The following is a 25,732-nucleotide window of genomic DNA, read 5'->3' as shown; positions in this document are numbered from 1 at the left end:
CAATGAGCAAAAAAAACCAAAACAGGCTTCCAATCAGTCTTAATCAAATCCAAACCTGGGCCTCTGATGACTTGATCGTAAGGACCGAAACCCTAACCTCCTACATCGGAAATGGCGGTTCACTTGACCTTGCTTGCGGCGAACTACACCGAACTGGAATGAACAGTATTGGCAATGGGCTGCAATATGCGGCCAAGCACTCTTACAACTGCGTGTCATTGAGCTTCATTTCTGGAGTTGCCAAGAGACTCGTCGCCGACCTAATACTCATCAAGAATCTTGAAAAAACTCGACAGATGGCCATTGAGGACCTAGATGGTTTAACGTTTGTAATATTATGTACCATTGCAACAGGGCAACTCCGACTCGTAGCACCCTTTAATCAAACCGTACTCTCAGCTTTGGAGGGTGGATATGGCGTCGAGGATGGGAACAACCTGCCAATTGGTACCACTCTACGCTACGCCGCCTTCGGTCTGAGCATCATCGGCGACTGGTTGGGCAAGCCGCTCGACCTCGACAAGCACGCCCTGCCCCGCGACCCTGCCTGGGGTCAATTGGTCGCCCATTGGCGCGAGCCTGATCCCGATAAACTGGCACCAATTCTGGTGGCGGCCTGCGATACCCATGTCCAACGCATCGCCCTGACATCCCGCGAACTCGACTCCGGCAATTTTGAGTTCGGCTCCCCCTTCGAAGCCGTCTACCCCGCCGAGATCCTGGCCATTCTCAACCTGCGCCGTTCGTTGGGCCTGCCGAACCCTCCCATCGACCACCCATTGATGAAAACGCCCTACGCTCAGCTGACCTGCCCGCCAGGCATGCGCTTCGAGGCCGATGACCTGCTGATGCGTTTCATGGCTGCCGCCTGCAAACACGATCCCGATGCCGTACCGGCGGGCCTTTACGAAGCAATCCTGCAAAACGGCGCAGAAGGTTAAGCGATGTCAAGACAAGGTGCGATTCGAAAAGGCGACCCTCACAGCGGGGGTGGTCGTATGGGTGAAGGGAGTGGAGTGCTTGTCAGTGGGCGGCAACACTGCATTCTCGGTGATCGTGCGCCGTGCCCGCTCCATGGCGGGACATTTGCACTGATCTCTGGCGGTGACGGGAGTGTCTTGTTCAACGGTATTTCGATGGTGTTCGAGCCGGCAGAGCTTGCTTGTGGCTGCAGGGTCTCATCTACCTGTTCGGGACCTTATGCCAAAATGGGGTGAACGATCTGGAGATCATTGGTTTCATGCACAGGCCTCTTCCCGGGTAACGCCGCCACAGGGACCAGGGGTCCCTGACCTGCGGATTTACCCGTGAAGAGGCCATCAAAGCCAATCACGGCTGTTGATTCTGAGTGAGGAACTTGTCCACCGTCGCCTTGCCATCTCCCGCATCCCCCGCCACCTGCCACAACCGCCGCTCGATCCCCTGCGCCAGCAAATGGCCCACCGCCGCCTCGATCGCCGACAGCACGCACAGCTGCGCCGGCTCATTGGTGGTATACCCCACCTCCGCCTCCAGCAACTTCTTGAACTCGATGAACTTGAACACCCCGGCACTGCGCCCAACCGAGTAGATAGTCTTGCTGGTCATGACGTTGGCCAGCACCTGCCCGGTGCGCACATCGACTGCGCGCAGGTTCACGGTCACCTGGTCGACGCGGTACTCGCGGGAGATGTCTATGCCTAAGTAACGCGCCCCTTCCCCGCCACTGCGCACGTTGGTGTCGTAGGCGATGATGCCGCCTTCGAGCATCAGGTTGGCGGCCTGCAGCGGCGGCAGTTCGCCCATGATGTTTTCTGCCACATCCGGCTTCTTCTGCGAGGCGCGGATGATCTTGCGTTCGGTCAACAGGTTCTGCAGGCCTTCACGCTCCAGCACCACGAACCAGCCACTGGCGCTCAGGGCGTCCATCAGCATGCTCGCCGCGCCTTGGGTGACGCTGGTCGAGAACGAACTGGCCGGGGTCGGCTTGTACTGCCCGGTCTGGTCGCGGAAGCCATACACCACTGCCATCAGCCGGCCTTTGGGGCGTGGCATGTTGATCAGGTCGTAGTAGGTCGAGGCGCGCGGGGTCAGGGTCGGGGTTTCCGAGTCCTGTTCGGCGGACATGGGTTCGCGCAGGCTGCAACCACTTTGCAGGCCAAGGGCGGTGAGGATTAGCAGCGTGCTCAGCAGACGTTTCATGGTGTTCTCTCCCCAACATAAATGCCTTTCCCTCTCAGGGGTTCAGGCCGCTGACCTCAATGATCGAAATTTCTCCTGTGGCGCGGTCGGTGACCTTGATGCTCAGCGCCCCTGAATCGTCGATAACGTCGATCAGGAAGGCATCGGTGGCCATGCTTCCGGTGCTGCCATTGCTGATGTTGTCCAGCAGCTGCGACAACATCCGCGACTCCAGCTGGTTGCTGAAGCGCTCCAGGGCCGAGGTGCCCGAGAAGGCAGACGCGCGGTCCTTGAGGTCGGGGTCGTCGTAGTCGTTCTGCGCCTGGGCGTTGTTCAGCAACCAGGTGCCGTTGATCGGGTTGCCGCCGAAGGCCGGGTTGACCGGGGTGTACACCAGCTCGGTGGCCTGGGCAGCACAGGCGCTGGCCAGCAGGCAGGCGGCGATGCAACGGGGAATGCGGGTTTTCATAGCTCGTCCCTCTCCAGATCGGTGGTGTCCTGCAGCAGGCGTTGCAACTTGCGTTGGATGATCTGCTGCTTGACCAGGTCGGCGGCCGCGACGGCCTCTTCTTTGAGTTCCGTGGTGTTGGGTGGCAGGAAGCGGCGGTACATCACGTCGCGCTCGAACTCCACGGTGATCAGGCTGCCCCAGCGGGCATCCGGGCGTTCGCGCACCACCAGGTTGAAGTCCAGGCGGCTGGTGGCACGCAGGCGGTCAGCGAAGTAGTAGTAAAAATCGTGGCCGATGTGCGAGATGGTGTTGTCGACGATAAAACCCATCATCTCGTCTTCTTCAGCCGCCTTCAGCGCGCTGCTCAGCGAGCTCGCCAGCAACAGGCTCAGGCACAGCGCAGCCAGGCGGTTCATGGCGCGTCTCCCGGGCCGGCATGGGGCTGGGCACCGTTGGGGCTGTCGGCGAACGCCTGCTCGGCGACGAACTGCCAGTCACTGTAGTGCTCCAGCCCTTCGAAGCCCGACCACTCGGCGGCAAAGCCACTGCGTTTGAACGGGGTGGCGTCCGAGCGGCTGTGCACGCCGGTGATGCGGCCGTCGATCGAGCGCAGCAGGCCCCAGTCGTCGCTGTTGGTGATCGGGTCCGGGTAGAGCCTGCGGATGTGCCGCTTGGCCTCGGGGAAGCGGTTGTCCTGCAACAGGTCGGCCAGGTCCTGGGGGTACTGGGCCAGCCCCGGCGATGCCCGGTAGTAACTGCGCAGGGCTTGGGCGTACTGGCTGCCGACCCACAGCAACTGGCGCTCATGGTCGCGCTGGGCGGCACTCGACCAGACCGTCCCGGTGGCGGCCAGGGCCACGCTGCTGACCGCGATCAGCAGCAGCACGCCCAGGTAGGTGAAGCCGGCACAGGCTTTACCATTCAGCATAGAGGCTGCCATCACGCGCCCTCCCTGTAGCGCCGCTTTTGATGTCGGCCACGCCACCGGCCACTCCTTCTGGCGGTGGCACCAGTTGCCAGGCATCGCTGCGTTCGGTGATCGGGTCCACCGGGGTGTTGCGCAGGTAGCGCAGCTCGACCAGTTGCTCTAGCGAATCGGGGTAGTGCCCGGTGTCGCCATAGAAGTGGTCCAGCGACTCGCGCAGCACTGCCAGGCTCTGGCGCAGGGTGGCCTCGCGGGAGCTCTCCAGGCTGTTGAAGTAGCGCGGCATGGCGATGGTCATCAGCGTGGCGATAATCGCCATCACCACCAGCAGTTCGATCAGGGTGAAGCCTCGGCTGCGTTTCATGGCCGTCACCATTGCCCGTAGGGGATGTTGTTGAGGCCTTTGCCGCGGGCCTTGGAATACACGTCGAAGACGTCTTCGCCTTCCCGTGGGCTGTCGGGGCTGCTGTCGTAGGCACGCAGGCCCCAGGCGCCCTCATCGTCCTCCTTGGCCGCCAGCAGCGGGTCGTGGGGGATGCGCCGCAGGAAGTAGAACTTGGCCCCCTTGGCACTGCGCACATCGCGCACCCCGTCGACCAGCACCTGCAGGTTGGGCGGGTAGCCGCTGGCATCCAGGCGCTTTTCGATGTAGCCGGCGTCAAACGCGCGCTTGTAGGCATCGATGGCATCGCGGATCTGGTACAGCGCCTCGCGCAGTTGCTGCTCCTTGCCGCGGCGCACCACGGTTTCGGTCAGCGGCGCGGCCATGCTGGCGAGCAGCCCGAGCAGTGCCAGGGTCAGCACCACCTCGATCAGGCTGAAGCCTTGCATGCGGCGTTTCATGGCCGCGGGCTCCCGTTGGCAGGCACCACGGCCATCTGGCTTTCCACCACCGGCGTGTCACCGGACGGCGTATTGCCCGGTACATCGTTTGGCGGCAGCGGCGCCATCTGGCGGACTTGCAGGCTCGACTCGGTGCCGGTGGCGAATTCCATGTCCGACGGGCTTTGGTACGGCAGGTTGCGCACGATGCGCGGGGTGATCGCCAGCACCAGTTCGGACTTGCTCATGTCGTCCTTGTTGCTGCCGAACAGCCGGCCCAGGCCGGGGATGTCGCCCAGGCCGGGAATCTTGTTGCCGCTGGCGTTGTGGTCGTTACGCACCAGCCCGGCCAGCACCTGCGTTTCGCCGTCGTGCAGGCGCAGGCTGGTCTGGGCGTTGCGGGTATCGACCTGAACCGGAATGGTGCCCTGGCGCGTGGCCTCCAGTGGGGTGGCGTTGCTGACCTCCAGTGCAATCTTGATCGCCACTTCGTTGTTCAGGTGCACGGTAGGCTGCACTTCAAGCTTCAGACCCACGTCCAGGTAGGTGACGCTTTCGGTGATCACTGGGCCCTGGGTCGACGGCACCGAGGTGGCGCTGATGATCGGCACCCGCTGGCCGATGTGGATGCGTGCCTGCTCGCGGTTGCTGACGCGGATCACCGGGCTTGCCAGGGTGTTGATGTCCTTGTCCTGGGCGTTGATCTTGGCTTGTGGGGCTGGCGAGATGCTGATGCGGCTGGAGTCGATGCCGCGCAACTGGTCCAGTACGCTGACCGGTTTGCCGTCTGAGGTCAGCACGCCGAAGGTGTTGGGCCATTGCAGGCCGAGGTCGAGGATGCGCGAGGTGGCCACCTCCATAACCTCCACTTCCAGCACCACTTCGGGGTTGGACTGGTCCTGGGACTGCAACAGCTTCTCGGCCATGCGCACTGCGTCGGGGCTGTCGCGCATGGTCAAGGTGTTGAGGCGCTCGTCGACGAACACGTCGCGGGTCTTGAGCATGGTCTTGACCATGTTCAGCGCGGTGTTAGCGTCGATGCTGGTCAGGTAGAAGGTGCGCATGACCAGTTCCTGGTAGTCCTTGGCCTTTTGCGGCGAGTCGGGGTAGATCATCAGGGTGTTGTCGTTGACGATCTTCTGGCGTAGCTGGTTCTGCTCCAGCAGCAGGGCCACGGCGTCCTCGATGCGGACGTCGCGGACGAAGATGGTGGCCTTCATGTCCGGGCGCAGGTCTTTGTCGAAGATGAAGTTGATGCCAGCGACCTGGGACAGCACTTCGAAGATGGTCTTCAGGTTGGCATCGCGAAACTCCAGGGTGACCGGACGCTCCAGCTTGCTACGCAGCTGTGGGAAGGGCTGCGCGGTGCGTGCCTGGACGTTTTCGATGTCGCTGCGCAGGGTCATGCCCTTCTGGTTCTGCGGGTCCAGGCGCAGCACTTCGCGCATGTAGCGCTCGGCACCGAACAGGTCGCCCTGGCGCAGGGCCGCCTGGCCGAGGGCGACACGTTCGTCGAGGGTGCGGATCAGCTCCAGTTGACGGATGCCTTCCTGGGCGCGGCGGTTGTTGGGCTCGATGCTCAGCACCCGGCCGTAGCCCATGCGCGCACCGGCAAAGTCGTGGCGGATACGGTCGCTGTCGGCCTGGCTCAGCAGTGCCTCGACCGCCGCCTGGCGGCCATGGGCCAGGGCGATGTTCAGTTCGGTGTCACGCGGGTCTTCACGCAGGGCCTCTTCCAGGCGCGCGATGCCGGCTTCGTACTGCCCCTCCTTCATCAGTTCTGCGCTGTCTTCGCGTACCGCACTGGAGCCGCAGCCGGCGATGGCCACGCACAGCGCCAACAGCAGGAACGGAGCAGGCTTGCACAGCTTCGATGACTTCATGGTGCGCTCCCGACAGACAAGGTCTGCGACTGATGCAAAGGCAGGTAGACCAGGCTCAGCTCGTTGGCCGAGACCCGGTCGAGGCGGTAGGTGTCTTCGATGACGTCGCCCTGGCGCACGACGTAGAGTTTTTCGCCGCTCTGCAGAAACACCTGCAGGTCGTCGCGATCGCCCAGGCGGCCGACGAACTGGAAGGGCAACGCCGGTGCCGTGGGTGCGGCAACCACCACGGGTGCGGCGATGACCGGTTGTTCAGTGACGGTGGCCAGCGCCTTGGGTTTGGTCCAGCGCTGGCTCGGGAACAGGTCGGTGGAGGCCTGTTCTGGCCTATTCGCGGTCAAGCCCGCCCCCACCGGTTCCATGGGCACCCCCGAACCTGTGGAAGCCGGCTTGCCGGCGATTGGGGCGTCCTCGACTTGCTGGCCAAACCAATGCCCAGGCGCCCACGCCAGCGCGGCAGAAAGCCCAAAAAACCCGAGCCAGACCAGCCCACGTTGAGTATTCATCACGACCTCGACAGGTAGAGGGTCATGCGCAGGCGGGCGTTGAGCTCGCTGTCGCCGATGCGTTTGCGTTGCAGCTCAAGGTCTTCCAGCACCAAGGTCGGCAGCTGGCCAAGCAGGCCCTTGAGGAAGCCGCGGATTTGCGGGTAACTGCCGCGGACCGGCAGCACGATCTGGTAGCGCGCCAACTGGGTTTTCGGGTCGATGCCCAGGGCGTACTCGCCGCGTGCCAGGCTGATATGCTCGGCACTGGCCAGGTGATACAGGCGCTCGATCAGTTCGCTGGCCTGCGGCTGACCGGGCAGTTGTTGACGCAGGGTGTCGAGGGCCTGCTGCTCGGGCTTGACCGCGATTTTCAACTCACCGCGCTGCACCCGCCCCACTTGCACACTGGCGTCTGCCTCGCTGGCCCGCAGTTCGCGCACGCTTTGCCATTGCGGCAATACGCCGGCCACTGCCACGCCGACCACCAGCAGGCCAGCGGCAACGGCGGCCAGGCCCACCGGGCCGATACGGCGCAGGTGCTCCTGAATGATCAGGCTGCTTAGCGGTTCAGGGGCGCGCATGGCCGGTCTCCCAGGTGGCGGTCAGGGTGAAACGCACCGGGTGCTCCGGCTGGCTCACCATCACCTCGTGATTGAGCAACGAAACATCGCTGAGCTCGGCACTGGCCTCCAGGCGCTGGTGGTACTGCAGCATCGCCTCCAGGTTGCGCGCCTCGGCGGCAATGCGGACCTGGCCCTTGCGGGCGTCCGGGGTCAGGCCAAGCAGCGCCACATCGTCCTGCGGCAGTGCTTCGAGCATGGCGAACAGTTGCTGCCAGGGCCGTTGCAGCTGCTGCGAGACATTGCGCATCTGCGCCAGGCGCTCGGCCTGCTCGCGGCTGGCTGCACTGCTTTGCGGCGCCGCGGTGGCTGGGCGCCGGCCCAGTTGCAGCTCCAGGCTGTGCAGGCGGCCTTCGAGGTCGACTTGCTCGCCCTGCAGGTGGTGTTGCAGCAGCACCAGTGCGGCCACCCCTGCACAGCCCAGGGCCAGCAGCGACCAGGCCAAGGCGCCATTGCGGCGGGGCTGGAATTCCAGGTCGAGGCGGCGCATATCAGGCCACCGCCCGCCACATGGCGCACAGCGGGTCGGCTTCGCTGGCCGGCTGGCACAGCTGCACCGCTGCCAGTTGCGGCACGTCGCCGCGGCCGGGGGCATGCAGGTAGACCCGTGGCAGATGCTCGCCGTACAGCTCGCAGGTGCGCTCGATCAGCGCTTGCAGGGCCTGGTCGGTATCGGCACAGCCTTGCGCCAGCACCTGCTGCCAGGCACCGCCAGCAGCCAGCAACAGCACGCTGCGGCGCGGCTCGGCGAGGACGAACAGGAAGTCGCCTTGTGCCAGCTGCGCCGAACAACGGTTGTAGGCCGCCATCAGGTACGGCTGCACCGAGCGCAGGCTCAGGCGGCTTTCCCGGCCCAGCCCCTGCAGCCGTTGCAGCAAGGCCTCGGGCAACGCCGTGGCAATGCGTGCGGCACCTGCCGGCTCCGGCGAGAGGACGATACGCCAGTCACCCAGCGACTGGCCGTAGAGGTTCTCGAAGCAGGCCCGCGCATAAGCATCCAGCTCGCGTGGATGGCCAATGGCATCGCTCCACGGCACCAGGCAGAAGCGGCTGTAGCGGGCTGACAGCAACACCCGCAATTGGGCGCCGCGTACGGCGTGCTCGGCCAGCAGTGCGCCCAGCGCTTCGACGGCAGCTTCCCAGGCCGGTTGGGCGGCGTCGCAACTGAATTCGCGGCTGCCCAGCCACTGGTGTTGATTGCCTTTCCAGCAACCCAGGCCAACACCCTCGGCGCCAAGCACGGCACAGTATTTATGAGCAGCACGATCACGCAATGAATGTGACACGGTTGATCTCCTCAAGGGTGGTGCGGCCGTCACGGACCAGGTCCAGGGCCGAGGCCCGCAGCAAGCGCAGGCCGCGCTGGCAGGCGAGTGTCTTGATCTGCGACAGGGGGCGGCGTTCGACGATCATCTGCCGCAGGTCATCGTCCAGGTGCAGCAGCTCGGCGATGGCGCTGCGGCCGCGATACCCACTGCCGCGGCACTGGCCACAGCCCTGGGCGCGGACGAACGTCCAGCCGGCCACGGAGGCGCGGGTCAGGCCCGAGGCCAGCAGGGTTTCTTCGTCCACTTCGCAGGCGCTGGCGCAGTGCGGGCAGGCCAGGCGGATCAGGCGCTGAGCCAGGATGGCGTTGAGCGCCGAGACGAAGCTGTAGGGGTCGACCTGCATCTGGCTGAAGCGGCCGATCACATCGAAGACGTTGTTGGCGTGGATGGTGGTGAACACCAGGTGCCCGGTCAGGGCCGACTGCACGGCGATCTGTGCTGTGTCCGGGTCGCGGATCTCGCCGACCAGGATCTTGTCCGGGTCGTGGCGCAGGATAGAGCGCAGGCCGCGGGCAAAGGTCAGGCCCTTCTTCTCGTTGACCGGGATCTGCAACACGCCGGGCAGTTGATATTCGACCGGGTCTTCGATGGTGATGATCTTGTCAACGCCGTGGTTGATCTCGCTGATCATGGCGTACAGGGTGGTGGTCTTGCCGCTGCCGGTGGGGCCGGTGACCAGAATCATGCCGTAGGGTTCGGCGGCCAGCCGGCGCAAGGCACGCAGGGTTTCGTCGGCAAAGCCCAGGGCCTGCAACTGCACGCCGCTCACCTTGTCGGACAGGTCCTGTTTGTCGAGCACCCGCAGCACGGCGTCTTCGCCAAAGATGCTGGGCATGATCGAGACGCGGAAGTCGATCTGCCGCTCACCCACGGCGACCTTGAAACGGCCGTCCTGGGGCACGCGCTTCTCGCCGATGTCGAGCTCGGCCATAACCTTGATGCGCGAGATCACCTGGTCGGCGAAGGCGCTGCCGCTGGCCTTGCCGGCACCGTTGAGCACACCGTCGATACGGTACTTGATGGTCAGGCCCTGGCCGGTCATGCCCAGGTGAATGTCGCTGGCGTGCAGTTTGAGGGCGTCGTAGAGGGTCGAGTTGACCAGCTTGACCACGCGGCTCTGGTCTTCGCTGATGCTGGTCAGCGACAGGCGCTGCAGCGGGTCGCTTTCGCTGCTGGCTTCACTGTCGTGGTCAAGCGCATCGACCGCGTGGAAGCTTTCTTCATGGCGGGCCAGAAACGTCGCCAGCTCGGCGGCGTGCGCCAGGTACAGCGGCGCGCCTTGCAGCACGTCGTCGATCCAGGCCAGGCGCGCAGGGTCGAAGGGGTCGGCGAACACACCCAGCAGTTCGCCGCCCTGCTCGATCAGCACGAACTCGCGTTTCAGGCACTGGGCCAGGCTGACCTTGTCGAAGCGGGGGGTGCTGGCCAGCAGCGCCTGGCTGTGCAGCACGGGGTAATGCAGGGTGATGCCGAGGCGGCGGGTGAAGGTGTCCGGGGTGTCGTTGGCCAGGCGCTCCAGGCAATTGAGCAGGCGTTCGTCACTGGCTTGCAAACGGGCCTGGGCCAGCAGCTCGCGTGTAAAACCGACAATCTCGAGTACTTCGGACATGGCCTGCGACTCCGCTCAGGGGGCGCGTCGCAGGCTGGCTCAGCCAGGGCAGCGGGCGCCGCTATTCCCCTGTGAGCAGTTGTTCGTCATCCGGACCTGGGGGCTTGGCGCCATTACGGCGGCGGTCGGCCAGTACCCAGCTACCATCGTACAACTGCAGGGGGAACGATTCGTTCCTGGTCTGGCGTCGTTCGACGAACCCTTCTGCCGGGTTGTCCGTGGCCCTGCGCCGGCGCTCGATGCCCATCAGGTCGAGGATCGCGCGCGCCAGTTCCGCTAATGGGAACGGTTTGAACAGGACATGGGTCACGCCAAGTTCGGCGGCTCGCTCACGGACCTCGGCGGTCGGGTGGGCGGTGATCAGCACGAAGTGGCACTGCCTGTTCTTGCGCACGGTCTCCAGTACCTGAAAACCCTCCATATCGGGCAAGCGGTAATCCAGCACGATCACTTGCGGTGCCAGGCGTTCAGCCTGCTCGATACCACTGGCACCGTCGTGGGCAACATGAACTTCCAGGCCTTGCGCCTGCAAATACGCCTGCAGGTTCTGCGCAAGAGTCTGTTCGTCATCGACTACCAATACTCTGTTCACCAAGGTCGACTCCCAAATACTGCCCGGTTTCCCGGTCTGCGAAGTGCGGCCTCGATAAGGCTTGAGCAGGCTTCGTGCCAGGCGTGAATAGTCATGCTGCACCACTGTAAGTCGTTGATCTGGCAAGGGTGCCCGAAAACACCCCAGGCGCAGCGAGCAGGCGAGCTCGCCCGGTTCCCCACATCCGGGGGACCTGATGGCACTTTGCCAAGTCGTTATTCCCCAGCTTTGGGGAAACGCCATCGGGGCCTTCAGTCGGCGATTTCCACTTTAGCGGATTCGCGCAAACGTTGGCGCACAGCTTGCCGCGCTTGCGCCTGCAATTGCCCGATGAGCGAGGCCCTGGCCAAGACCAGGCCCTGTTCCCGTATGACAGAAGGGTTATCACTTTGGTTCTGCGCTCCTTGCAGTCTTTGTCGATTGGCCATGTAGAAGGCCTCCACCTCGGCCTGGCTGGGCGCGTCGACCGCGCTGAGCTGGGCATACACCCGCTGGGCAGCCAGCTCGCGACGGGTGTAATCAGCGTACTCTGCCCTATCGAAGCCTGCCTGCGCCAGACGCCGTTCAAACACTGTCGGGCTGCCAAACGCCGCCTCCACTTCACCAACTTGGGCAGACACCTGTTCATCACTGATGCCGATGCCCTGGCGTTGGGCCTCCTGCCACAGCAGCTCCTTGTCGATCAGCTCGTCCAAGGCCTGGTCGCGCAGGCGCTTGTACAGGGTCGGGTTGCGGATGCTGGCCACCGCGCGGCCCTGGGCTTCGAGGTATTCCGTGAAGTAGCGCTCAAGGCGCATCACATCGATCTCGACACCGTTTACCCGCGCGGCCGGCACATCGGCCCAACTCGCCTTGGCGACCAGCAGCAACAGGCACAGCAACAGGGTACGCATGGCAACCTCCGCTCAAGGGGTGTCCGGCACTGGCCGGTACGGGGTGACCGAGGTGAAGCGCGGCCCGGGCAAGGCCACCGCCACCACGTGGGCACCGGCCATGCCCTGCCGGCGACCGGGGCCGAAGCCCAGCGCTGGCGTGAGGCCGGTAGTGACGTCGTGCAGGCCCTCCAGGGCCGTGATCAGTTGCTCGCGGCTGGCATCTCGGCCGATCTGTTTAAGGGCCTCTGTCAGCAAGCGCAAGGCGCACAGGGTGTTGACCTGCAAGGACGCCTGACGCGGGTCCAGGCCCTGGCGTTGTTGCAGCCCGGCGAGGGTCGCCAGGCCCTGCTCAGTCCAGTCTTCGGGCACGAATGGGTAAGCGAGGTAGACGCGCTGCGACCACTGCGCAGGCAAGTTCGCCACGGCCCCGACCACCTGGCTGGACGCTGCAAACAGGTAAGGCTGACGGCCTGCCGCCTGCAACGCGGCAGCCAATTCGGCAAAGGCCTGGGCGCGACCAACGAAGACAATGCCTTGGCCGTCCACCGCCTGGCCGTCGAAGGGCTGCAGGGCGCCGGGGGCCCAGCCTTGCTGCACAAGGTGTTCACGCACCTGCTCGGCCAGCGGCGCTTGCTCGTCACCGGCATACACCACGCGCAAGCCATCTGGGGCGAGGCCCAAGGTGTCACGGGCGTGGCCGGCAAGGCTCAGCAGTTGCGCAGGCAAGCCCGGCAGCGGGTCGAAGATCTGCGCACTGCCGCCACTGCGCGGGGTGTTGCCAATCAGCGGCACGTTCTGCTGCGCCAACACCGCGGTCAGGCGCTGGTCGAGCATGGGTGCCAGGGGGGTAATCAGGCTGAACACCTGCTCCTTGCCCAGCAGTTGGCGAAGGGCCTGCTCGGCGCTGTCGGCGTCGCTGCCAGGGTCGAGCACCACCAGTTCCAGGCGCCGCCCGTGCACACCGCCTTGCTGGTTGAGTTGCGCCAGGCCGTCTTCGAGTACTGCGCGCACCACGTGCCCTGCTTCGGCCAGTGGGCCGGAGGCCGGCAGCAAAGTGCCCAGGCGCAGCACGCCCTCCTCCACGCCCGGGTCGCGCTCTTCGGCCAGGCGTTTGAGGTAGGCGGTGAGGTTGCGCTGGTCGGCCAGGGTCAATTCGAAACGCGGCATGGCGGCGTCCAGGCGATTGCCGGCAGGGTCCACCCCCTGCTGGATCGCCCTGGCCAGGCTGGCGTCGGTGTAACGCGGATAACTGCGGCCATTGGCCTGCCGCTCGCCCTGGCCCAGGGCCAGGCGTTGCCAGTCGAGGCTCGGCGGGCGTACACCGCCTTCGGCGCGGCCGCGGCCGTCGGTGCCGTGGCAGCTAGCACAGGGTAAGACGCTGGCAGGGACGCTCATGTCGCTGGAGCCGACGCGCGCCAGCAATTGTGCGTCGCTGCTCGACTGGCCTTCGCGGTACAGGCGTTTGCCGGCCTGTTCGTGCTCGGTGAGGTCGAGGGCGAAGGCTGTGCTGCATAGGCTCATGGTGATGAGCAAGGTCAGGGACCTGATGAGGGCATTTCTTGCCTGCGCTGGCCCCATCGCCGGCAAGCCGGCTCCCACAGGGATAGCGCTGCCGCTGAAAGTTGTGCATACCCTGTGGGAGCCGGCTTGCCGGCGATGGGGCCAGCGCAATGCAGTCCAGGCATTCATGGCCGTCACCGCCCCGCCAGTGGTTGGGCCAGCAGCTGCATGCGCTGCGCGATCGCCATCGCTGGCGCATCGGGGCGGATCTTGCTCCAGCGCTTGCCTGCCACGTCACCGGCAATCAGCTGCGTGGAATGCTGTTCGGGGCTGGGCAGGAACTGGCCGATGCGGCCCAGTACCAGGTCGACACTGGCCTTGTCGCCAGTCAGGAACAGCCAGTTGGGGCCATCCACGCCCTGCTTCTCGGCAAAGGCCTTGAGCGCTGCCGGGGTGTCGTTGAGCGGGTCGCTGCTGATCGAGACGAACGTCACCTGCCCGGCCAACGCCGGCCCCATGGCCTCGCGTACCTCGCGCAGCTTACGGGTGATCAACGGGCAGGCGTCGGTGCAGTGGGTGAAGATGACGTTAAGCATCACCACCTTGTCCTTGAGCACATCGCTGTAGAAGCGCAGGTCGCGGCCGTTCTGGTCCTTGAGCACGGTGTCGGTGAACCAGGTCTGGGCATCGCGGGTGCCCCCGCCGCTGGTCATCGCCTGGGGCGCTGCCTGTGGCTCGGGCGCCTGCTGGGCATGGCCTTCATGGGCCAATGCGACCGAGGCAAGAATCCACAGGCAACCGCCCAGTACCAGCCAGTCGAGACCGCGCATGCCGGCGCGGCGTGAGATCAGATGGCTCATGGTTGCACCTCGTTATGGTCGCCGGTGTGGTCGGCATGGTGTTCGGCGATGGCCGTGCTCTTGGCATGCACCCGGCGGGCGCTGAGGCGGTTGATTTCCGCGACCAGTACCGCCGGGTCGGTGAAGCCGTAGTAGCGGGTCCAGTGGCCGCTGCGGCCATCGCCCACCAGAATCAGCGGCGGGTGCTGGCTGAGGTCGGCACTGAAGCTGCCCAGGCCTTTGAGGGTTTCAGTGATGGCGTACGGCGTACCGGTCAGCCAGCTCCAGCCCGGCCCTTTCTGGAAGGCCTTGGCGTAGCTCTGCAGGCGCTTGGAATCGTCGCGCTGGGGGTCGACGCTGATCGACACCAGGTGGATTTCTTCACCCACACGGCCGCCCAACTGCTGCTGGACCTTGCCCATGATCGACGACACCACTGGGCACACCGTGGTGCAACTGGTGTAGATGAAACCCATCACCACCAGGTGATCGCCGACCAGGTCCTTCTCCAGGCGCACAGGCATGCCGTCCTGGTCCAGCAGCGAGACATCGGCAAAGCGCACACTGGCTTTCTCCTGTCGCGCGGTGGGCGGTTGCTCGGCATGGCCGCTGTGGTCATGCCCGGCATGGGCCAGGGCCAGGTTGCTGGACATCAACAGCGGCAGCGCCAGGCTTAGGCCCAGCCGTGTGAAAGCATGCTTGGCGTTCATCGCACACTCCTGGTTTGCATCTGGGAAGCGTCCTCTTGGGACGCCGTGGAGGCCGAGGCTGGCAGGACACGCAGGCTGGTGTAATTCTCTTCGGCAAACTTGCGGCCCAGCGACGGTGACTGCACATGCAGGTACCAGGCGCCGGCTTCGGGCAGGGTCAAGGCCGCCTGGTAGACGCCCTCGCCCACTTCTTCGAGGCGCAGGTTGCGCGGCATCGACGACGGCGCCAGGAAGTAGCGCAGGCTCAGGTCATTCAGGCCCAGGCGCGGTTCACCGTCGTCGCCGACGATGCGCACCCGTGCGGTGAAGGCGCCGTGCTGCGGCAAAGGCTGCTCAAGGCCAAGGAACTCGGCATGCGCGCCCTTGTGCTTGCGGGCATTTGGCGCCTCGCCCACATCGGTGCTGAAGCAGTGGATGATTTGCGGCTGGTTGAGCAGGAAGGCCACGTCGAACTTGCCGGCCGCCGGCAGCTTCACCGTCGAGCCGTACACCCCTGGGGCCACCTCGCGCAGGCTGCGGTCGACGACGATGGCGGCGCGGGCCTGGTGGCCGCGGTTGTTGTAGCCCGACATCGGCGCGTTCATGCCCTCGGCGTAGAAGTAGGTGGTGTTGTCCACCGGGTTGACCACGAACACCGAGTTGTCGTCACGCGACACCGATAACCCTTGTGCCAGCGGCAGATCACCGGCTTGGCGCGGCGCGGCAGGGCCGGCGTCGAAGCCCTGGACGATCGGCGAACGCCCTTCCCCAAGGCTGCTCAGGTTGATCATGCTGACCTTGGGCGAGGCCAGGCCGCGGACGTAGGCATAGCCCTTGGTAAAGGTCAGTTGGTAGGGTTCGGCCGCCACCGGGATGCGGTGGATGAGCGTGTCGGTACTGGCATCGATCACCAAGGCTTGGTTCTCCAGGGTGTTGAGCACGATGCCGTAGCGCCCGTCGCTGCTAAAACGCATCGGGCCCAGGCCCTGTTCCGCCGTGACGGTGTGGCGCGGTTGATGGCTGCGGGCGTCGATGACCCGCACCGTGCCTTCTTGGCCGTCGACCACGTAAACCGCCTGGGACAGCGCCGAGTAGCTCACCGACAGCGGGTGCGGCCCCACCTCCAGGGTCTTGGCCAGGCGCATTTCAGGGATGTCGATGATGCTCAGGGTGCCGCTGTCGCGGTTGCTGACAAAGGCGTAGCGCGAGTCGCTGCTGAAGGCAATCTCGTGGTGCCCGGAGCCAGTGGCGAAGGACTTGAGGGTGCTGCGCCCGGGCACGTCGATCACCGTTACCCCGCCCTTGGCCGGGTCGCTGCTGTTGTTGCCGACCCACAGCCGATGCTGGTCCGGTTGCAGCGCCACCCGCGTCGGTTGGTCGCCAGCATCCAGGTCGGCCACGCGGGTGAAGGTCTCGGTATCGATCACCGCCACCTTGCCACGCTCCGGGATCGACACGAATACCTGTTTGTCGTCGCCGGTGGCCGCCCAGTCCATGGGCCTGCCTGGCAGTTCGATACGGGCCATGGTGCTGGTGACGCCCCCCACCGAAACCGTCGGGTCGATGACCGTCAGGCTGGCGTCCTTGTTCAGCATCAACAGGAAGTAGCTGTTGAGGTCGAGCAACGGCCGGGCACCAATGCTGCTTTTCAGAAAAAGCGCGACACGGGCCTTGCAGCTTTGGTCGCGGTCGCCGACCGGTGCCGACTGGGCCGGGTCGATCCAGGCCCCCGGCGCCATGCCCGACAGCGGCTGGCCGCTGGTCTGGTCGCTGACCTTGAAGCGCACGTTGGCGAAGGCGCCTTCACGCAGTTCACCCCCGGCCACCGGCCGCGCCTCGAACTCTACAGTCACCCCGTCCCGGCTGAGCCGGTGCAGGGCCTGCGGGTCGGCAGGCTCCTGCAGCAGTTCGCGTGGGTCGCACCAGAGCTGCTCATATGCCACGCCCAGGCCGATCAGTGCCACTCCCAGCAGTACCCCCAAGTAAGCAGGGCGAGTCTTCTTGTTCATGCTCGCACTCCCGTGTCGTTATTGTGGCGCAGCCGTTGCGGGCGGCGCTTCGTTGCTGACCCGCAAAATCCCCCACAGCCCCGAAAGGTTGCCGTAGGCGGCATAGTCGCGGAACAGGTAGTCCCCCGGCACCGCGTTGGCACCACCCGCGCTGGGCAGCATGAAGCTGAAGTGCGCCGCCGGCAGTACGCTTTCCTGGGCACCGATGTAGATCGACATCGGGTTGAAGCCGAAGCGCACCGAACCGATGCCTGGCAGGTTCATCGGGTAGCCATCGGCGTCGTTCTTCTCGGCCTGGTAGGCGTGCAGTGGCCACAGGTGCCCGTCCAGCTGGTAGGTGATGCCGCGGCTACCACCGCTGGGCATCAGCACATGGCTGCGTGCCGGCTGGCCGGGCTTGGCCCAGAGCACGGGCGTTTGTGGGTCGCCACCGACCAGGGCGTTGCTGTAGGCCATGTGGGCGTTTGGCACATCGGCGAAGCCATTGCCGTCGGCGTGGCCGAACGGTGCGTCCGGCGCCATGCCAAAGCGCAACCACAGCGGTTCGGTTTTGTAGTTCATGGCCATGTTGCCGTTGTCCTTCGGATCGCCCGGCACGCCATTGCCTTCCGTGGCGATACCTTCCACGGGGCGGCCGTCTGCCCAGCGCATGTTCATCGAGCGCTGCCACACCGTGACGAAGTCGCGGTAGTCCGGCTGCCCGCTGACTTTCACCGTGGCCTGAGCACGGCTGGCGGTGTCCTCGATGAAGGTGGCGGTTTGCGGCAAGATGCTCATGGCGCCCACCAGGCCTTTTTGCGGTTGCTTGATGAAGTCGGACGGGGTCAGGTTCAGGCCGCCGAATTCGATCGCCGTGGTGTTGATGTTGTCCACCGTACGGCCCAGTTGCAGCACCGGCTTGCCTTCACGCTCCAGGTGCCCGGCGTAGTACTGGTACACCTTGCTCGGGTAGGCACCGCTGTTGCCGGCACGCGGCGGCACGGTCTGCACCGGGTTGAGGCCGACGTTGGCACCATCGGACTTGGTGATGTCGTAGGCCAGCAACTGCGCGTGCAGGCCAACATGGCTGGACGGCCGCATCAGGTTGTTGTTGAACGCTGTGGAACCTTCGCTGCCATTACGGTCCCGCTTGACCACGTTCTGCATCACGGCCGTGCTTGGCAGGTCGGGCATCACCAGCGGCAGGCGGTTTTCCAAGGTGATGCTGATGCAGTCGCCAGCGTTGGCGCGCAGCACCAGGGGCTCTACCGGCACGCCGGGTTTGAGCTTGCCGGTGGTCGCGTCCAGGTCTGCCTTGCGCACATACAGCACTGCGGTCGGGTCGTGCAGCGGTGCGCTGTGGCCGCCAACGGTGAAGGTGGTGCCGTCCTCCTCATCCACCACGCTCACCTGCGGGATGCTGGTCTTGCGGCTGTTGAACACCAGCGTGCCACCGCCAGGCTTGAGCGGCCCACCGACATGCTGGCCGACGCCGGCCGGGTCGGTGATGCTGACCCCGTGGCGGTTCTCAAGAATGTCGTTGGCCAGTGCGGCAACGATCTCGTAGCTGCGCTTGACCGTGGCGCGGGTACCAATGCCGTTGGCGTTGGTGGTGGTTTTTGGGCATATGCCGTCAAAGTTCACGGTGTTGCGCATGGCCACCGGCTGCGGGTTGTTCGACAGCGGGAACAGGTCCGGGCGCAAGGTGGTGTAGTTGCGCATGATGCCCCAGATGCCGTTCCAGTAGCCTTCCAGTGCCGCATCCAGCGAGTACAGGTAGTCGCCGTTGGTGGCCGCAGAGCTGGAAATCATCGACACCGGCGCCATGAAGCCCAGCTGCTCGGAGATGCCGATCATTTGCGACGCCTTCCAGCCCGAGTTGGAGCTGCTGCCGAAGCCCGAGCCATTCTGCAGCCACTTGACGCCGTGCAGCGTGACGTTGTGCTCCTCTTCATGGCCACCGGCATGCATGCGCAAGCGCACGTTGTCACCCGAGTAGGTGCGCAGCAGCGGCGTGAACGGGTCACCGGGCTCGCTACCGGCGGTGTTGATGTGCGGCGGGAACACCGTGGTGCCACCGGTTGGGCCGACCGCTGAGGTGATCGCCGAAGGCGCCATGTTCATCGCTGGGATGGCACGGTCGGTGCGGCTCTGCAAGGCATAGCTCAGGTCACCGCCCAGGCCGTCGGCCTGCATGCCGCGCTTGCCGTCCGGGGCCACTTTGTTGGGGTCGAACACCCGCAGGGCCAGCGGTTCGTTTCGGTAGTTGACGACGAACATCCCAGGGTCATCCACCGAAATGGCTTGTGGGCACGGCCGGCTTGGGCAGCCAGGGCTCAAGCCACCACGCGACTCCACCACCGATTCGAGCAGCGACGAGGCTTTCTGCCGTACCGGTGGGTTGATGGCGTAGCGGAAGCTGTCGGCCGTGGCCGGGTACGACTGGCCATTGGGAATACCGTCCGGCCCTGCGCCCACGTACACGCCGGCTTCATAGGCATGTTGGAAGTCGCTGTACTCGAGGAAGAACTCACGGTAGCTGTCGTTTTTGCCGTCGCCATCGTGGTCACCGGTCTTGATCACTGCTTGCCACGAGGTTGGCCCACCGTCCTGGCGTACAGCCGGGTTGTACAGCTGCTCGCCGGTTTCGGCGTGGTACCAGGTGGAGCCGGCAGGTTCGGCCAGTACTGTGGCGTACAGGCCCAGTTGCTGGTGGGTCGATGGGCCAAGGTGGTCGTGGGTGAAGATGGTGCCCAGGCCGCGGTCGACGTTGTGCACGTTGACCACAGGGTCGGCGAACCAACGCTGCATAGCGGTACGCGCGCCCAGCCAGTCAGCCCGGCCAAAGCGCCCGAAGTACGGGTGCTGCTTGGCGCTTGGGCAGGCGGCGGTGCCGTCTCGGCTATCGCCTTCGGTGCAACCGTTGTAGGCGCGAATGGCATGCACGCGCTCGACCACGCTGCCGGGCGAAAGAATGCCGTCCTCGTAGTTCCAGCCGTTGGCCGAGCCGTCGGCCGCGGTGAGGTCCCACTTGGGCAGGTGGATGTGCTGGCCAATCACGTCGGTTGGGGTGCGCACCTGGTAGTCGTCCATCTCATAAATGGACGGGATCAAGTTGGTGTGCTGGTACATGGTGCAGTCGAAGGTGTTCATGCGCATCACCAGCGGCTCGGGTGGGCGCTGCTTGGTGATCACTGGCCAGGCGTCTTCCCAGAGGGCAATGATGCGCGCCTGCGGGAAGTGGTAGCCGACTTTGTTGTAGACCGCATCGAACTGGATGTTGGCACCTTTGTAGATGCGTGGGCGGTCGGCGGTGAAGGCAGACGCACCCCGGAAGCTCATGCCGGTCAGGCTTTCACCGCTGGCGAACTCGCCTATGCCCGAGGTCTGGGTAAGGCGCTTGCCGCGGTCGTCCATGCACGGTTCAAAAAACGGTGCCCCAGCCGTCGGCAAGGCGCCGTTGGTGCGGAAGTTGCGCGCCACCGGCTGGCTGCCCGGCATCAGCGCATAGCTGGGGTGCTCAGCCTTGGCGTGAAACTTCATGGCCGCCTGTTCGACTTCGGTGCCCTCTTCCGGCAGGTAGATCGGCTTGGCTTTATGCACCACCTTGGAGAAATCCAGCTTGGTGGTGGTGGTCAGTGCTTCGCCACCTGCCGAGATGCCATCCAGCGCGTGCCGGCCGAGGCCACCATCCCAGCCATCGACCTGGTTGGGGTCCAGGTTGGCCCACAAGGCATTGCCGCTGTTCTTCAGTTGCTGGGCAAGCGCAGGGTCGAGCATGTCCAGCGGCGGGGTCGGTGGGCGCTGGCCGACGCTGCTTTCCATGCCACCGATCCAGAACGGGTAACCGGGGTTTTTCAAGGTGCCGTCGGCGTTGCGGTTGGTCTCGCTACGGTCGACCAGGGCCAGGGAGCCGACAGCCTTGGGCGCAGCTGCCCCGTGGCCATGGTCATCGTCGCCCTCTTCTTCGTCTTCATCATCGTCCTGCTCATTCGCGGCCACCCACTGCTCTGCAAGCTTAGGCACCACGACCACCTTGCCCGGCATCGGCGCCATGGCTTTGCCCGGCAGCGGGACGATGGCGGGGATCGGCGTACCGGCAATGATCTCACCGTCCGGCAATGCCCGTGCGCCGACGGCTGGCTTGCCACTGCGCAGGGCAAACGGCGTGCGGTGGAAGCCGTTTGCATCCTGGCCACTGACCTCCAGCCGGGTACCTTCCTCGAACACGTCGTGCACCCGCCACATGGCCCACATGCCTTGGGCGAAGTGCGGGTAGAAATGGCAGTGATAGATGGCATCGCCCGCTACGCGGTTACGGTTGCCAGAGCCGCCGTTGGCGATCTCGTAGGTGTACCCGATGCCCGGGCCGATGCCTTGGGCGTCCACATAGTCGGAGTTGTCGTCGTTGGGGTTGAACAGCCACTGGTGGCCGTGCAAGTGGAAGATGTGCTGTTCATGGCCATTGTGCGTATTACGGAACTTGGTGAAGTCGCCAATGTAGCTGTGGTGGACGTTGGCCGGCTCCGACGGGTACAGGGCCATGCTGGCCTTGACGCCCACGGCATTGGCCGGTGGGGTTTCGCCGGGGCGGATGTTCTCCAGGCCGACGTTGGCTGGCACGTCCACCAGCGTGCCGATATCGCCCACAGTGTGGGCGCTGAGGAAGAACTCCTCGTAGGCGCACGACAGGCAGTCATGCATCGGGCCCACGCCCAGTCGGTTGGCCACAACCTCAGCGCCCATGCCGCCCGAGCCGTAGTTGATCATGAACGAATCGCGGGTCGGCTCCAGCACGTGGCCCATGATCGGGTCGGCCCAGTAGCCGGGGAAGGCCTGGGTGCCGGCCACTTCGTCGGCGAACTGCGAGGCGAAATCACGAAACGCATCCAGCCGGTTGGGCAGCGCCGGGTTGCGCTTGTTGACGCTCTCCAGTGGGTAGGTCGAACGGGGGAAGCTGCCGTCTGGGTTGGGGCCCATGACGATGGCATCGGTCTCGCTGTTGAGAATCTCGTTGCCATCGACCATGGCGATGATCGGCTTGCCGGCCTTGCCTTCGGTGATCCAGGGCTCGGCCTGCGGGTAACGGGCCTGGTAATCGATGACAGGTTGGCCTGTAGGGGTACGGCCGGTGGTGGCCAGGCGCATTTCTTCTTCGGTCAGGGTGTTGCGGAAGGTGCGCCCGCCTTTGGGCACCACCACCACCTGGCCGAACAAGCCGTTGGCAACGTTGCCGGCACCGCCTTGGCCGCCGAAGGTCGCACCTTGGCTGGTTGCGGCGAAGGCCCCTTCGCGTTCGGCATACAGGGTGTAACTGCGGGTGTTGCCCGGCGACACCAGGAAGTTGCCGTTGCGGCCGGTGTTGGCGGCGATGTCGCCAATGCTGTTGACGGCTTGCATGCCGTTGACCTGGAAACCTACGTGGCGGTCGCTGACTTGTTCATCCGCAACGAAGTGCTCACCGCCTTCGTTCTCGAATTCGGTTTCCGGCCCTTCTTCTTCCTCACCTTCGGCCTCGTTCTCTTCGTGGTCGATAACGTGCTTGTTGGGGTTGGCCTGGTAGGCGAGCAGGTTGGTCAGGTTGACGGTCAGGCAGTCACCGGCAGCGACCCGCAAGACGATTGGCCGTGGGCGTTTGTCCGGGCGCAAGGTGACTTTGCCAGGCACTGCGGCCCCGCCTTTGCCAAGCGGGACCTGGTGCTCGTCCACGACATCTTCGCGCAGGGCGAACATCATGCCATTGGCGTTTTGCGCGCCAAGGCGGTTGAACATCAGCGGCTGGTCCAGTGCGACCACATTGGCAACCAGGGTGCGCTGGCACTGCACAGCTGCCTCGCTGGTCGCTTCCCAGCCGAGCAGGGCCAGGACAAGGGATGACAGGACGGGGCCTTTGAGCGGGGTCGACATGCTGCACCTCCGGAACACAGGGTCTCTGGGTGGAGGTTGAGCAAGGTATATGCCAGATGAGAATTGTTATATTTTTTGGTGAGTTACAGGGCTAACCGAAACAGATTGGGGAGGATTCCCCAGCGGTTTTCCCCGATTCGGGGGATGGAGTTGCAGGTAGCAGCAGCCTTGTGCTGCGAAGAGGCCGGTGACAACACCGTAGAGAGTTGCCGCTATTACGGGCCTCTTCGCAGCGCAAGGCTGCTCCTACAGAGAATGCGTGAAGGGTGGGTCAGCCCATCAAGCCGCGCACGCAGAAATACAGTATCGAAGGGCCCATCAAGCAGCCCAAGCCGGTATGGAAGGTCGCGGTCAGCGCGCCGTACGGCACCAGCCGCCGGTCCGTGGCCGCCAAGCCTGCGGTCACCCCCGACACCGTCCCTGCCAAGCCACCGAACACCATGGCCGAACGCGGGTTGTCCAGGGCCAACAGGCGTGCCGAAACCGGGGTGAACACCATGACCAGGATGGCCTTGATCAACCCGGTGGCTATCGACAAGGCCATCACGTCCGAGCTCGCACCCAGCGCCGCCCCAGTCACCGGCCCGACGATATAGGTCACCGCGCCCGCGCCAATGGTGGTCATGCTTACGGCATCGCGATAGCCAAAGGCATAGGCCACCGCCGCACCGACGATAAACGGCAGCACCGTGCCAAGCAGCAACGCCACAGCGCCAATCATCCCGGCCTTGCGCGCCTCGGTGGCCTGCACTTCGAAGGCCGTGGCGACGATGGCGAAGTCGCGCAGCATCGCCCCACCCATCAGGCCGATGCCAGAGAACAGCGCCATGTCCGCCAGGCCCTTTTGCCCGCCGGTCACGGTACCGCCAACCCAGGCCAGCACCAGGCCAATGACGATGGCAATCGCCGAGCCGTGCACCCGGCCGAACGTCAGGTATTTCGACATCAGTACCGACAACCACATGATCGCCCCGACAACCGCGAACGCGGTGATCAGGCCGTTATGTTCCAAGGCATTATCAATGATCGGCCACATGATCAGCGCCCTCCTGCAGGGGCAACCTGCACAGGTGTTTCGGGTGTGGGCTCAAGTGCGGGCAAGGGCTCACCGCGGTGGCTGCGGCTGATCAGCGCGATGGTCGCGCCACACACCAGTACCGCGCCGACGGCCGCCAGCAGCGCCACCGGCCCGCCGTGCAGGGCCGTGACCACGTTCTGCTGGGCCGCCATGGCCACCACCACCGGAATGTACATCGCGCCCCAGAAGCCGACGCCGAACTCGCACTCCTTGCTCATGCCGCCATGGCGGTGCATGTACAGCCGCGCACAGATCAGCAGGATCATGGCGATACCGACCCCGCCCACGTTGGATTTGACGCCCAGCAGCACGCCCAGGAAGTCGCCGACGATAACGCCGGCAAGCGTGCACACCGCCAGCAGAGCCACACCATAAATAATCATTGTTGTTGTCCTCAGGTGTTGTCGAAGTTGCTTGTTGTTGTCCTTCGCGTTGCACAGCACGGTCATCGGTTGCCGGCCACCTCCTGACGCATTAGCGCGTCGACGCTGTCCAGGCGAGTGGACTCGATGGCCACCACGCGGCCGTTGGCGAACACCTGGCGGGCCAGGCCGCTGAGCACGCTGCCCGGTGGTATTTCCAGGTGCAGGCGCACCCCGCGTTCATAGGCATTGCGCAACGTGGCACGCCAATCCACCACCCGCGCCATGTTGCCGGCCAGGTCGTCGCGCAAGCGTTGCGGGTCGTAGATCGGCCGTGCACTGCTGCCGCTCAGGTAGGTGATGATGGGCCTTCGCAGTTCGACCGCAGCAAAGGCCTCGGCCAGTTGCGCAGCCGGGGCATCTAGCAGTGGGCAGTGGGACGGCACGCTGACCGCCAGGCGCCGCGCGACGCCTTGGCCCAGGCTGCGCGCGCGTTGGGCTACCGCAGCCATGGCCGCCTCACTGCCGGCAATGACAATCTGGTTTTCGCTGTTGAGGTTGGCGATGTAGACCTCACCGCCCGCCTCCACCAGCAAGCGCTCGACACTGGCCAGGTCCAGGCCGCTCAGCGCGGTCATGCCATACCCCTGCGGATAGGCGCGCTGCATCAATTCACCGCGCAGGGCAACCAGGCGCACGGCATCGGCGAACGCCAGCGCACCGGCCGTGACAGCGGCGGGATACGCCCCTATCGACAGCCCTGCCACATAGTCGGGGGCGGAGCTTTGCTGCAACAGTCGGCGCGCCCAGGCCACCCCGGTCAGCAGCAGGCACAGCTGCACGGCCCGGGTGCTCTGCAATGCCTGCTCGCTGTCCAGGCCCAGCACCTGATGGCCCAGCGTATCGCTGGCCTCCTCCAACAGTGGGCCGGCCCCCTCGGGCAAGCGGTGCAACATGCCTACCTGCTGTGCACCCTGGCCGGGGAACGCGAACAAGCTGCTCATGCCGCACACGCCCAGGCTGCCCAGGGGTCGACCACCAAGCGCGCGCCATGGGGCGACTTGAGCAGTACGCGGCGGGCAACACCGGCCCACTCACGCAGGGCGACGGCACCTGCCGGTGTTTCCAATTGCACATCGATACGGCATGGCGCGCAGTCCAGTATGTCCAGCAGTTCCCGCGCTTTTGCGCGTGCCAGGGGGTGCGGCGTGCGCACGACCACGTCCAGGTCACTGGCCAGGTGCAGCACGCCAGTCTCGGTAGCGAGTTGGTACCCCACCCCACCTGTCGGCCCCCAGGCCAGCCCGGTGGTATCGAGCACCGGGGCCACCGAGGCCAACGCCTGCAATGCAGGCCACGGGCTCGGTGTTTGCCAGCGCAGGGACTCAGGGCTTTGCAGGCGTTGGATATCGGCCAGGCGCATCTGTGTGCCCAGCCGCTGATCCCGGCTCAGGCCGCGCAGGCCCACCGCCACCCAGCCGTCAGCGCAGGCGGCGCGGCGCACCACCACAGGCTGACCGCTTGCCACCACCTGATGCGCCCACTGCGGGGCATCTTCAGGCAGCGCGCAAAGGGGCAACCCCCACAGCAGGTCGTGCGCGCGTGGGCTATTCATC

Annotated in this window: 25 protein-coding genes; 2 read left to right on the top strand and 23 right to left on the bottom strand. The window is 65.0% G+C overall.

Features of this window, described 5'->3' with window-relative positions:
- Positions 1 to 2: 2 nt before the first annotated feature.
- Positions 3 to 941 (top strand): hypothetical protein, encoded by a 939-nt coding sequence (locus LOY53_RS11785; RefSeq protein WP_258704046.1) that lies wholly within the window; start codon positions 3 to 5, stop codon positions 939 to 941.
- A gap of 3 nt (positions 942 to 944) precedes the next feature.
- On the top strand, positions 945 to 1,217 hold the full coding sequence (locus tag LOY53_RS11780; RefSeq protein WP_258704045.1) for a PAAR domain-containing protein: 273 nt from the start codon (positions 945 to 947) through the stop codon (positions 1,215 to 1,217).
- A gap of 112 nt (positions 1,218 to 1,329) precedes the next feature.
- Here LOY53_RS11780 and LOY53_RS11775 read toward each other — a convergent pair whose 3' ends face one another.
- From LOY53_RS11775 to LOY53_RS11665, 23 genes are all read right to left on the bottom strand, one after another.
- Complete coding sequence (locus LOY53_RS11775; RefSeq protein WP_252823893.1) at positions 1,330 to 2,181, bottom strand: CsgG/HfaB family protein; 852 nt, start codon at positions 2,179 to 2,181, stop codon at positions 1,330 to 1,332.
- Between the two features lie 34 nt (positions 2,182 to 2,215).
- Positions 2,216 to 2,629: a curli assembly protein CsgF gene (locus tag LOY53_RS11770; RefSeq protein WP_258704044.1), complete on the bottom strand. Its 414-nt coding sequence runs from the start codon at positions 2,627 to 2,629 to the stop codon at positions 2,216 to 2,218.
- Positions 2,626 to 3,027: a curli production assembly/transport protein CsgE gene (gene csgE, locus LOY53_RS11765; RefSeq protein WP_085272957.1), complete on the bottom strand. Its 402-nt coding sequence runs from the start codon at positions 3,025 to 3,027 to the stop codon at positions 2,626 to 2,628. The genes LOY53_RS11770 and csgE overlap by 4 nt, the downstream gene beginning before the upstream one ends.
- Entirely contained in the window at positions 3,024 to 3,551 is a 528-nt protein-coding gene (locus LOY53_RS11760; RefSeq protein ID WP_099454327.1) for a type II secretion system protein, read from the bottom strand. Before LOY53_RS11760 ends, csgE begins: the two co-directional genes overlap by 4 nt.
- Positions 3,526 to 3,900: a type II secretion system protein gene (locus LOY53_RS11755; RefSeq protein WP_085272959.1), complete on the bottom strand. Its 375-nt coding sequence runs from the start codon at positions 3,898 to 3,900 to the stop codon at positions 3,526 to 3,528. Before LOY53_RS11755 ends, LOY53_RS11760 begins: the two co-directional genes overlap by 26 nt.
- A 5-nt stretch (positions 3,901 to 3,905) precedes the next feature.
- Complete coding sequence (locus LOY53_RS11750) at positions 3,906 to 4,379, bottom strand: type II secretion system protein (RefSeq protein ID WP_033694024.1); 474 nt, start codon at positions 4,377 to 4,379, stop codon at positions 3,906 to 3,908.
- A complete protein-coding gene (locus LOY53_RS11745; RefSeq protein ID WP_258704043.1) occupies positions 4,376 to 6,241 on the bottom strand; it encodes a secretin N-terminal domain-containing protein in 1,866 nt (621 codons plus the stop codon). Before LOY53_RS11745 ends, LOY53_RS11750 begins: the two co-directional genes overlap by 4 nt.
- Positions 6,238 to 6,747: a hypothetical protein gene (locus LOY53_RS11740; RefSeq protein ID WP_252823890.1), complete on the bottom strand. Its 510-nt coding sequence runs from the start codon at positions 6,745 to 6,747 to the stop codon at positions 6,238 to 6,240. Before LOY53_RS11740 ends, LOY53_RS11745 begins: the two co-directional genes overlap by 4 nt.
- Positions 6,747 to 7,310 carry a type 4a pilus biogenesis protein PilO gene (gene pilO / locus LOY53_RS11735; protein ID WP_252823888.1) on the bottom strand — a complete coding sequence of 188 codons (564 nt, stop codon included), beginning with the start codon at positions 7,308 to 7,310 and terminating at the stop codon, positions 6,747 to 6,749. The genes LOY53_RS11740 and pilO overlap by 1 nt, the downstream gene beginning before the upstream one ends.
- A complete protein-coding gene (locus tag LOY53_RS11730; protein ID WP_099429181.1) occupies positions 7,297 to 7,839 on the bottom strand; it encodes a pilus assembly protein in 543 nt (180 codons plus the stop codon). Before LOY53_RS11730 ends, pilO begins: the two co-directional genes overlap by 14 nt.
- Position 7,840: 1 nt before the next feature.
- Positions 7,841 to 8,635: a hypothetical protein gene (locus LOY53_RS11725; RefSeq protein ID WP_252823886.1), complete on the bottom strand. Its 795-nt coding sequence runs from the start codon at positions 8,633 to 8,635 to the stop codon at positions 7,841 to 7,843.
- Positions 8,616 to 10,286 (bottom strand): GspE/PulE family protein, encoded by a 1,671-nt coding sequence (locus LOY53_RS11720; RefSeq protein ID WP_258704042.1) that lies wholly within the window; start codon positions 10,284 to 10,286, stop codon positions 8,616 to 8,618. The genes LOY53_RS11725 and LOY53_RS11720 overlap by 20 nt, the downstream gene beginning before the upstream one ends.
- A 61-nt stretch (positions 10,287 to 10,347) precedes the next feature.
- Positions 10,348 to 10,881 (bottom strand): response regulator, encoded by a 534-nt coding sequence (locus LOY53_RS11715; RefSeq protein ID WP_172960411.1) that lies wholly within the window; start codon positions 10,879 to 10,881, stop codon positions 10,348 to 10,350.
- 248 nt (positions 10,882 to 11,129) lie between these two features.
- Positions 11,130 to 11,771, bottom strand: a complete 642-nt coding sequence (locus tag LOY53_RS11710; protein ID WP_027593473.1) for a SurA N-terminal domain-containing protein — start codon at positions 11,769 to 11,771, stop codon at positions 11,130 to 11,132.
- Between the two features lie 12 nt (positions 11,772 to 11,783).
- Positions 11,784 to 13,274, bottom strand: coding sequence for an ABC transporter substrate-binding protein (locus LOY53_RS11705; protein WP_258704167.1), 1,491 nt, complete (start codon positions 13,272 to 13,274; stop codon positions 11,784 to 11,786).
- A gap of 173 nt (positions 13,275 to 13,447) precedes the next feature.
- Complete coding sequence (locus LOY53_RS11700) at positions 13,448 to 14,113, bottom strand: SCO family protein (RefSeq protein WP_252823882.1); 666 nt, start codon at positions 14,111 to 14,113, stop codon at positions 13,448 to 13,450.
- Complete coding sequence (locus tag LOY53_RS11695; RefSeq protein WP_252823880.1) at positions 14,110 to 14,802, bottom strand: SCO family protein; 693 nt, start codon at positions 14,800 to 14,802, stop codon at positions 14,110 to 14,112. Before LOY53_RS11695 ends, LOY53_RS11700 begins: the two co-directional genes overlap by 4 nt.
- Positions 14,799 to 16,790, bottom strand: coding sequence for a cytochrome D1 domain-containing protein (locus LOY53_RS11690; RefSeq protein ID WP_258704041.1), 1,992 nt, complete (start codon positions 16,788 to 16,790; stop codon positions 14,799 to 14,801). The genes LOY53_RS11695 and LOY53_RS11690 overlap by 4 nt, the downstream gene beginning before the upstream one ends.
- Positions 16,791 to 16,808: 18 nt before the next feature.
- On the bottom strand, positions 16,809 to 22,676 hold the full coding sequence (mnxG, locus tag LOY53_RS11685) for a manganese-oxidizing multicopper oxidase MnxG (RefSeq protein ID WP_258704040.1): 5,868 nt from the start codon (positions 22,674 to 22,676) through the stop codon (positions 16,809 to 16,811).
- A gap of 271 nt (positions 22,677 to 22,947) precedes the next feature.
- Positions 22,948 to 23,712, bottom strand: a complete 765-nt coding sequence (gene madM / locus LOY53_RS11680) for a malonate transporter subunit MadM (RefSeq protein WP_027593478.1) — start codon at positions 23,710 to 23,712, stop codon at positions 22,948 to 22,950.
- A 2-nt stretch (positions 23,713 to 23,714) separates the two neighbouring features.
- On the bottom strand, positions 23,715 to 24,137 hold the full coding sequence (madL, locus tag LOY53_RS11675) for a malonate transporter subunit MadL (RefSeq protein ID WP_027593479.1): 423 nt from the start codon (positions 24,135 to 24,137) through the stop codon (positions 23,715 to 23,717).
- A gap of 62 nt (positions 24,138 to 24,199) precedes the next feature.
- Positions 24,200 to 25,120, bottom strand: a complete 921-nt coding sequence (mdcH, locus tag LOY53_RS11670; RefSeq protein WP_252823875.1) for a malonate decarboxylase subunit epsilon — start codon at positions 25,118 to 25,120, stop codon at positions 24,200 to 24,202.
- A complete protein-coding gene (locus LOY53_RS11665; protein ID WP_252823873.1) occupies positions 25,117 to 25,731 on the bottom strand; it encodes a malonate decarboxylase holo-ACP synthase in 615 nt (204 codons plus the stop codon). Before LOY53_RS11665 ends, mdcH begins: the two co-directional genes overlap by 4 nt.
- Position 25,732: the final 1 nt, after the last annotated feature.

The sequence above is a fragment of the Pseudomonas sp. B21-031 genome (genome assembly GCF_024748985.1).
Classification (GTDB): Bacteria; Pseudomonadota; Gammaproteobacteria; order Pseudomonadales; family Pseudomonadaceae; genus Aquipseudomonas; species Aquipseudomonas kermanshahensis.
Note: the sequence above shows the minus strand (reverse complement) of the source record. Positions and strands in the feature narration are given on the sequence as shown.

What these genes read in the sequence shown, in the direction of transcription:
- LOY53_RS11750 (WP_033694024.1), bottom strand. Translation starts at nt 4,379, where the DNA reads ATGAAACGCCGCATGCAAGGCTTCAGCCTGATCGAGGTGGTGCTGACC.
- LOY53_RS11740 (WP_252823890.1), bottom strand. Translation starts at nt 6,747, where the DNA reads ATGAATACTCAACGTGGGCTGGTCTGGCTCGGGTTTTTTGGGCTTTCT.
- LOY53_RS11720 (WP_258704042.1), bottom strand. Translation starts at nt 10,286, where the DNA reads ATGTCCGAAGTACTCGAGATTGTCGGTTTTACACGCGAGCTGCTGGCC.
- LOY53_RS11785 (WP_258704046.1), top strand. Translation starts at nt 3, where the DNA reads ATGAGCAAAAAAAACCAAAACAGGCTTCCAATCAGTCTTAATCAAATC.
- LOY53_RS11710 (WP_027593473.1), bottom strand. Translation starts at nt 11,771, where the DNA reads ATGCGTACCCTGTTGCTGTGCCTGTTGCTGCTGGTCGCCAAGGCGAGT.
- LOY53_RS11705 (WP_258704167.1), bottom strand. Translation starts at nt 13,274, where the DNA reads ATGAGCCTATGCAGCACAGCCTTCGCCCTCGACCTCACCGAGCACGAA.
- LOY53_RS11695 (WP_252823880.1), bottom strand. Translation starts at nt 14,802, where the DNA reads ATGAACGCCAAGCATGCTTTCACACGGCTGGGCCTAAGCCTGGCGCTG.
- LOY53_RS11760 (WP_099454327.1), bottom strand. Translation starts at nt 3,551, where the DNA reads ATGGCAGCCTCTATGCTGAATGGTAAAGCCTGTGCCGGCTTCACCTAC.
- LOY53_RS11700 (WP_252823882.1), bottom strand. Translation starts at nt 14,113, where the DNA reads ATGAGCCATCTGATCTCACGCCGCGCCGGCATGCGCGGTCTCGACTGG.
- LOY53_RS11730 (WP_099429181.1), bottom strand. Translation starts at nt 7,839, where the DNA reads ATGCGCCGCCTCGACCTGGAATTCCAGCCCCGCCGCAATGGCGCCTTG.
- LOY53_RS11690 (WP_258704041.1), bottom strand. Translation starts at nt 16,790, where the DNA reads ATGAACAAGAAGACTCGCCCTGCTTACTTGGGGGTACTGCTGGGAGTG.
- madL (WP_027593479.1), bottom strand. Translation starts at nt 24,137, where the DNA reads ATGATTATTTATGGTGTGGCTCTGCTGGCGGTGTGCACGCTTGCCGGC.
- madM (WP_027593478.1), bottom strand. Translation starts at nt 23,712, where the DNA reads ATGTGGCCGATCATTGATAATGCCTTGGAACATAACGGCCTGATCACC.
- LOY53_RS11775 (WP_252823893.1), bottom strand. Translation starts at nt 2,181, where the DNA reads ATGAAACGTCTGCTGAGCACGCTGCTAATCCTCACCGCCCTTGGCCTG.
- csgE (WP_085272957.1), bottom strand. Translation starts at nt 3,027, where the DNA reads ATGAACCGCCTGGCTGCGCTGTGCCTGAGCCTGTTGCTGGCGAGCTCG.
- LOY53_RS11665 (WP_252823873.1), bottom strand. Translation starts at nt 25,731, where the DNA reads ATGAATAGCCCACGCGCGCACGACCTGCTGTGGGGGTTGCCCCTTTGC.
- mdcH (WP_252823875.1), bottom strand. Translation starts at nt 25,120, where the DNA reads ATGAGCAGCTTGTTCGCGTTCCCCGGCCAGGGTGCACAGCAGGTAGGC.
- LOY53_RS11755 (WP_085272959.1), bottom strand. Translation starts at nt 3,900, where the DNA reads ATGAAACGCAGCCGAGGCTTCACCCTGATCGAACTGCTGGTGGTGATG.
- LOY53_RS11745 (WP_258704043.1), bottom strand. Translation starts at nt 6,241, where the DNA reads ATGAAGTCATCGAAGCTGTGCAAGCCTGCTCCGTTCCTGCTGTTGGCG.
- pilO (WP_252823888.1), bottom strand. Translation starts at nt 7,310, where the DNA reads ATGCGCGCCCCTGAACCGCTAAGCAGCCTGATCATTCAGGAGCACCTG.
- LOY53_RS11770 (WP_258704044.1), bottom strand. Translation starts at nt 2,629, where the DNA reads ATGAAAACCCGCATTCCCCGTTGCATCGCCGCCTGCCTGCTGGCCAGC.
- LOY53_RS11780 (WP_258704045.1), top strand. Translation starts at nt 945, where the DNA reads ATGTCAAGACAAGGTGCGATTCGAAAAGGCGACCCTCACAGCGGGGGT.
- mnxG (WP_258704040.1), bottom strand. Translation starts at nt 22,676, where the DNA reads ATGTCGACCCCGCTCAAAGGCCCCGTCCTGTCATCCCTTGTCCTGGCC.